Here is a 7,416-nt window from a genome sequence, read left to right on the forward strand (position 1 = left end):
ATTATTCGAGGTTAAAAAATGACCCATTCGCTGAAGGTTTGCTTAATAGAGGGGAGTCAGCTCTACCAGCGCCACCTCATGCGGCTCCAGCACCGTATGATAAGTAAAACCATGCTCTATTTCGACCGTTTGCACCGATCTTTGAGGAACGGAAGCCGTCTTTATATAGTCGATATCCTCTGCCGATAACGGCTTAGGGGCCCCCATCTCCACCCATTTATCATAGGAGCTGCCATGCTTTCGATTAATCCTATGCGTAATCATGCGATATTTCCCGTTCGGAATAGCCTTTAGCTCAAAGGTCATTTTCAAAACCTTCTCGTCTTTAAAGCCGTTGTAGCGATTCGTCTCATCAATAAAGGAGGTATCGCCCAGCGCATACAAATCGTCAAAGTGGCAATAGTTATACGCGAGAACCTGGTATCCGCTGCTGCCCGCTGTCACAACATAACCTTCCCCGCGCACAAGCAGCTTATCGCCCAGCTTGGCCAGTAAATCATAGGCATACATGGCTGCCTTCGGAATCCCATGCTGGGCGATGAGACCAAGGCCGCCGTGAAACAGCTGCGGCGATGCAACGGTTTCTTCGATGTTGTCACTCAGCACCCAATAGCCGAAGCCTTGAATATAATCGAGATTATCTATAAGATTTTTCACGATATACGCGGCTTTATACAAGGTATCATTCGTCAATTCCCTGTGATACGCCGTTGAGTTCCATTCCGTCAAATAAACCTCCCGGTCGGAGAGGCCTTGCTTCTGCAGAAATCCAACCTCATGAATGAGCTTCTCCTTCAGATAGTTCGGATTAGGGGAGATCCGCCGGAAATGATCCTGCAATTGACGGTAAGGGGGCAGCTGCAGCAGGTGGTTATCCAATTCATCCATCATGTCCTCAATATGCTCATGCGGGTAAAAATGCAGCGGTATAAAGTCCGGCAAGCAATCGTTTTGTTTGCAGAAAGCAAAAAAGGCTTCACTAAACTCGAATGTGCCCAGGGTGATTATTCGGCCCGGTGCCCCCATTTGAAGCTCGGTGGAAATGCTTTTGATTGCTTGGTAGGTTCGTTTGTACATCTGCATATATTCCGCGTCAGTAGCAGGCCAGAATGCCGAAAACTCCGGTTCATTCCAAAATTCGAATTTCCAGCTCTTCACTTGTGCTGCTCCGTAGCGATTCATGCAGTGGCGTACGAATAAACTAACCATGTCACACCATCGGTCCAGTGATTTGGGCGGGCTCGTATAGCTGACTCTAGAGAAAACCGTCTTGCTTGGGTCAGCCGCCAGCTTCGAGGGCATAAAACCTAATTCTACAAACGGCTTTAAGCCAATGGACAGCAAAAAATCAAACAGCTGGTCAACAAATCGAAAATTATAGCGAGGTTCTCCTGCCTCATCCTCGTCATAGATCATCATGGCATCATCAAAAATACCGTGGAATCTGATATTCGAAAAAGGGCATCGCCGCTGTAAGTCACGCAGCTGCCGCTGTAAATCGGCATGCAGGCCTTCTTTTGCTTTGCCGATCGTTATGACCGTTTTCCACGTATGCTTAATCGGCTTGCCGCTTGCTTGCATATCCACCTGATGCGTCACCGACTGCAGCGGCTGCACGGGCTCTTGATTAAAGGAATGCCCCCGCTGCAAGTATTGATTAATAATGCCCAGAGCGCTCGATTGGTTGAACGCCAAATAATTGGAGGACCACTTCTCCTTCTGCTCATAAATGTCAGGCCGGTACTGTTTGCGGTATTCGGTTGGCGTCATCTCATACCGGTTTTTAAAAGCTGCATAAAAGGACTTGGCATTGGGAAAACCATGCTGCATAGCCAAATCGGCAATCGGTGTCTCTACATGGTGCAATAACGCTTCTACCGTATTTTTCAGCCGTATATTCGTCAAATAGGATTGAAAGTTCAGTCCGATATTTTCACTGAAGAACTTGGATAAATACGGTACCGACAAAAACTCGCGCTCTGCCATATCAAGAAGAGAGACCGGTTCTCTGTAATGTTCATCAATGTAGGTAATGATGCGCATCATGCGTTCCATATATTTTTCATTCATGGCGCCGCTCACCGCTTCTGCCTTGAATTGCTTCATTAATATAGATAAGACACCCAGCATCCTTACCTGCATGTCCAGCTCATACGATTCGCCCTTCTTGTGAATCAGCTGTACCATTTCGGCAAGAAGCTGACGCATGCGGTCCATGGCTTCTCTTTTGTTTGGGCCCAATAAGCTGGAATGACAATCAAATTGAATCTGCTCCATCCCGCTGATATAGGTTTTAAGAAAGGAGACCGGAATCTGGCAGGTTGCAATAATGTTGAGATCACGGCCAATGACCTCATGGACATGCCATGAATTGATTACCAGCACATCACCCTCGGATAGTGTGGTTTTCTCGGCTCCTACGGTAACCTCCAGCTTTCCGCGCAGCACAAAAATAATTTCAACGCTGTTATGCCAATGGCTGGGTACATAATTCACGCTATGCAGCGAAACGTCGAACTGCAGCTTTGCGCCTGTCTCTACCAGCTCGTACATGGAATTACCCATCTTATGGCTCCTTTCGATCTTTTCCCGCTAAATATGCACCGATTTATGGTTAATTATAACTCATATCCTTGCCCTTGCTCCTATTTTCAAACCTCTATATATGGGAAAAGCCAGCAAGATCATTAAGATGACCTTGCTGGCTTTGGTTATTCCCTATTATTGCTCTTGTTATTTGGAAACCGACTTGAACCATTCATTCACTTCGGCCGTAATTTGGTCGCCGCCGTTTGCTTTCCAATTGGTCACGAAGCTGTCAAAGGCATCGATAGGCAATTTGCCGTAAATGATTTTGTTGAACGTCTCCAGCTCGGATTGACGCAGCAGGCTCCATTTTGAAATCATCGTTGGCGTCGCTGCGCCTGTGAAGAAGTTTTGCTTGCGGATATCGATCTGCGACATCACGACTTTTGCGGAATACCAGTTTTCCGGTTTACGGAATTCAGCAGTCTGCTTCTCGTAAGGCGTTTCCGGTGCCGCGCCGTCTGCAAGCTTAACCAGTGTTTTCATATAAAGGTCTGGAATACGAGCCGGACCGGTAATAAAGGCAAATTCATTGTTGAAGTCTTTGATTTTGTCTTTGTTGTTGGTCGGTTGTCCGTCCACTTCATCCCAGTCATACCCTTTGGCAAAACCGTATTCGAATTTGCTTCCAGCTGCAGGGTTAGCCAAATTATCGAGCAGGTAATTGTAATACAGGAAGAACGCTTCCGGATGCTCGGCATCCTTGTTAATCATAAAGCTGCTGTTTACGCCTGAATTTTGCCATTTCGTACCGATGAGGCCATCTGGACCTGCAGGGATCGGATAGGCTTTGTATTTAGAACCTTTTACGTTTTTGAGCAGATCCGGTGCCGGCCAGTCAGGAACCCAGTTTGCGCCTGGCAGAACGCCCGCTTTTCCGTTTGTCCAAATTTCAGCTGTTTTGCCTTCGTCCCATAAAGCCGCATCCGGATGAATATAGCCTTTTTCCATCCATTCCTTCAGCTTGGCGAGCGCTTGCTTCGCTCCCGGGTTAACGGAACCGTACTCAAGATTACCGTTTGCGTCCTTATTCCATTGCTCTTCCACCGCGCCATATGCGCCATATAGCCAGTCGAGCGAGCCCATCCATGTATTCGTGTTGTTTTTCAAAGAAATCGCGATCGGATACACGTCCTTAGCAGCGAGTCCGTCTGGATTCTGATTTTTAAATTTGTCCAAAATATTATCGAGGTCCGCAATCGTTTTAGGAGCTTCCAGGTTCAGCTTCTCCATCCAATCCTCGCGCAGCCACAAGAGCGTGTCGTCATTGTCGGTATATTCTAGAATCGGTACATTCCACTTCTTGCCGTCCTTCGTGAAGGGATACCATAATTCCGGATGCTGTGCGGCATGGTCTTTCCATGTCTGGTTGGCATATTTATCGAACAGCTCGTCAATCGGCAAAAATTGTCCGGAATCGATCAATTGATTCGTCAAGATCGCGTCGGTCGGCACAAAAACGAAATCCGGCAGTTTCTCGCCAGAGGCAATCGCGAGCTGAAGCTTCTGCTTGTATTGGTCGTTGCCTGCCGGATACCAAGTATCCTTATGCTTCATGCCGAACTGCTCCAGCATCCAGCGGTCATGCACATTGTTTTCCTTGGTGTCGCCATTGGTATACTTTCTCGGCATAATGACCGTGCTGATTTCAATCGGCGGATCATATTTTCCTTTTGCAAACGCGGTATCAGACTCTGACTCAGCGGCTGTATTCGTCGCTGTATTCGTCGCTGTATTCTCTGTTCCTTTATTCTCGTTCTTGCTGGTATTTCCGCTGCAAGCACTTACGATGAAGGCCATAGCTACGAGCAGTACCCATGCTTTTCTCAGTTTATTCATGTTTCAGTCCCCTTTGAAGTAAGATGATCACATAAGCTACTTTACCAAGCAGCAGGGGAGGGCATCTATATGACTTTGTTAGTTTCCATAGGACTCTGTCATGTTGTTAGGACCCGGTCCGATAATCCTGCGGCGTCACGCCAAACTGGCGTTTGAACACCTTGATGAAGTAAGCCGGCTCCAAATATCCGATTTCCGCGCTGATTTCATACACCTTTTTGTCGGTCGTTTTCAGCAGATGGCAGGCCCGCTCCATACGAAGCCGGGACACGTAATCGCTAATTCCTTCGCCGGTTTCGATTTTATAAATTTTGGATAAATGCGTCGTGTGCAGGTTCACATGATCGGCTAGCGCGCGCAATGACACATCCAGGTGAAGATTTTTTTCAGTAAACGCCTGAACCTTCTTCACATAATGGGAACGGATGTCGTTCACCTCATTGGCTGTTCCCACTTTCAGCTTGCCAAGTCCCACCATAGACCAATTACGCAGCTTGCTGATGGAGCTGAAAGCCTCCCCGTTCTGCAATAGTTCCATGTCCTCTCCTAAAAGCTTAGCCAGCGAATACCCGTTTCGATGCGCGTAGTGCGTAAATGCCGACGCGATCAGAAAACCGGCCTCCATGCAGTGCTCCCACGAATCGGACCATTTGAGATCAAGCTCATCGAACACTAGCTGCAGCTTTTCCTCTAATGCGTCCCAGCGCCCGGCCTCCAGCAAATTGTTCAAAGACGGCGGGCTGTGGATCGCATCCAAAGCGCCTTCGGATACCGTTTGCTCCAGATCGCTGACACGCATGACGAATTCACGTTCATCCCCGACAATTTGGCGAAAGGAAGCGGCAGCCTTCCGGTAAACATCCGCAAGCTGCTCGGGAAAACGGAATGGCTCCGTGATGACAATCGAGAGCGAACCTTTCAAAAACTGTTTGACCTTCGCCTGCAGCTGCACGGCCAGCTTCTCCAGCAGCATTTCCTTCCTGATAGCCGGATCGTCTCCCTTGAACTGAAGCAGGAAAGCCAAATAGCCATGCTCCTCCCTGACTCCCCAAACCTCCGTAAATTCGCCGAAAATTTCTTCCGCAATGTTGATTATCGCATATTCCATCAGCTGCTGGCCGTTGTTGCGGTACTGCCCGAACTCCTCCTCCAAACGGACGAGCAGCAGCGCGCAATCCCCGAACCGGATCGGCAAATGGTAATTTTCCAGCTTTCTGCTCCACTCGTCGGCGGGAAACCTCGTTCCGCGCAGCGCATCAAGCAGCAGCTGCCCCCGCAGAAGCGGAAGGTTCTCCCGCAGCGTATATTTCGTACGTTCATGAGAGCTGATGCTCTCCCATTCCGCTTTCAATTGTTCGATCGCCGTCTTGACTGCTCCGAACAATTCTTGATCGGTCGGCGGTTTCAGCAAGTATTCAATGGCTTGATGCCGCACGGCCTCCTTTGCATATTCAAAATCCGAATGCCCGGATAAAATGATGCATTTGATTCTCTTATCGCTGGCTCGGATTTTCTCTATGAGCTCTATCCCTGTCATTTCAGGCATTAGAATATCAGATATGATAATATCAATCGGCTGGGTCGCTATAATTTGCAGCGCTTCCTGCGCGGAATAAGCTTTATGAACCTGTTCAATACCGAGCGTATGCCAAGGCTTGTGCATCGATAAATTATCTACCCAGTGGGCTTCATCATCTACTATGATCATTTGCATGTAATGGGTCTCCTTGTATGTTAGGATGATGTCGCTGCTCTTCTTCGAGGGGCATCTGCCACATGATTTCGGTTCGAAATCCCCCTAAAATTGATTTGGTAAAATAGAGATAAGACCCTTCTCCAAACTGATGCATAATTCTTTGATTGGTATTCCAAAGGCCGCAGCCCATTTCCTCCTGCAGCGGCTCCTTCATTTTCCGGTTAAGCGCATCCTGCAGCACCGGGTTCATGCCGGGACCGTCGTCGTCGATATATATTTTGCATAACCCTCCCGAAACCTCGCCTCGAATGCGAATTTCGCCCGAAGAATAGGTTTTGCCAACGCCATGAATGACGGCATTTTCCACAACGGGCTGAATCAGCAAACGAGGAACCTGCTGCTTCAGCATCTCATCCGGTATATCGATCGTATAGTAAATTCTTTCATTGCGCAGCTTCTGAATGTCCAAATAATTGACGATTAGCTTGATTTCTTCCTCCACGGAGCCGGTTTGCCGTTCCATTCGAGTCGTATAGCGGTAATAAGCGCTTAAATTATAAGCCATCGATACGACCGCCTCCTCCTCCTTCATCTGTGCCATATTAATAATATAGCCCAGGCAGTTATAGAGAAAATGGGGATTGATCTGCGCCTGCAGCTGCTTCAGCGTCGCTTCCCTTGCCCTCAGCTTCTCGCCGAGCACCTTCTCGACCAGATCCTGAATTTGCCGCGACATTTCATTGAACCGGTAAAAGAGAAAGGCAAACTCGTTGTTGACATTCTCTTTGATCTGTACCGAGAAATCTCCGCGCTGCACACTCTGTAAGCCGCGAATCAGCTTGATGATCGGACGCTGCACGTTCCGGTAAAGCAGTACGGATGCGGATATCCCGATCGCGAACAGCAAAGCCATCGACAAATAAAAGAGATTCCGGCTGAACGATATCGGTCCGAGCATCTGGTCCAGTGGCACGATGTCGACCAAATACCAATTGAGCTGCGGCGATTTCACCGCGCTTACCAAATAGTTTTTACCGTCCAAGCGGACAATCTCCTGCTCGGTCCCCTCAAGCCGCGTGCCATCCAGGAAACCGACCAGCTCGCCTGCAAGTTCCTTGGAAGCGCTTCGATTCAGGATCGGCGGTTCGCCTTTGCGGTAAAAGATTGGGTCCCCTTTATAATGCTCCCATAGGTTGAGACACGGGAGGAAGAAAAATAAGTTATAATGAAGCAATGGAAAAACGGAACCGATATACCTCAGAGTTTAAGACGAAGGTTGTACTGGAGGTCCTCCG

General features: G+C 48.3%; 4 protein-coding genes. All 4 read right to left on the bottom strand.

The window, feature by feature from the left end; all coding sequences use genetic code 11:
- Positions 1-42 precede the first annotated feature (42 nt).
- Positions 43-2,565: a GH39 family glycosyl hydrolase gene (locus RCO25_RS21395; RefSeq protein ID WP_308998158.1), complete on the bottom strand. Its 2,523-nt coding sequence runs from the start codon at positions 2,563-2,565 to the stop codon at positions 43-45.
- Between the two features lie 168 nt (positions 2,566-2,733).
- A complete protein-coding gene (locus tag RCO25_RS21400; RefSeq protein ID WP_308998159.1) occupies positions 2,734-4,425 on the bottom strand; it encodes a type 2 periplasmic-binding domain-containing protein in 1,692 nt (563 codons plus the stop codon).
- Positions 4,426-4,531: 106 nt separating this feature from the next.
- A complete protein-coding gene (locus tag RCO25_RS21405) occupies positions 4,532-6,139 on the bottom strand; it encodes a response regulator (RefSeq protein WP_308998160.1) in 1,608 nt (535 codons plus the stop codon).
- Complete coding sequence (locus RCO25_RS21410; protein ID WP_308998161.1) at positions 6,117-7,355, bottom strand: sensor histidine kinase; 1,239 nt, start codon at positions 7,353-7,355, stop codon at positions 6,117-6,119. The genes RCO25_RS21405 and RCO25_RS21410 overlap by 23 nt, the downstream gene beginning before the upstream one ends.
- Positions 7,356-7,416: the final 61 nt, after the last annotated feature.

Source organism: Paenibacillus sp. LHD-38 (assembly GCF_031157315.1).
In the GTDB taxonomy this organism is placed as follows: Bacteria; Bacillota; Bacilli; order Paenibacillales; family Paenibacillaceae; genus Pristimantibacillus.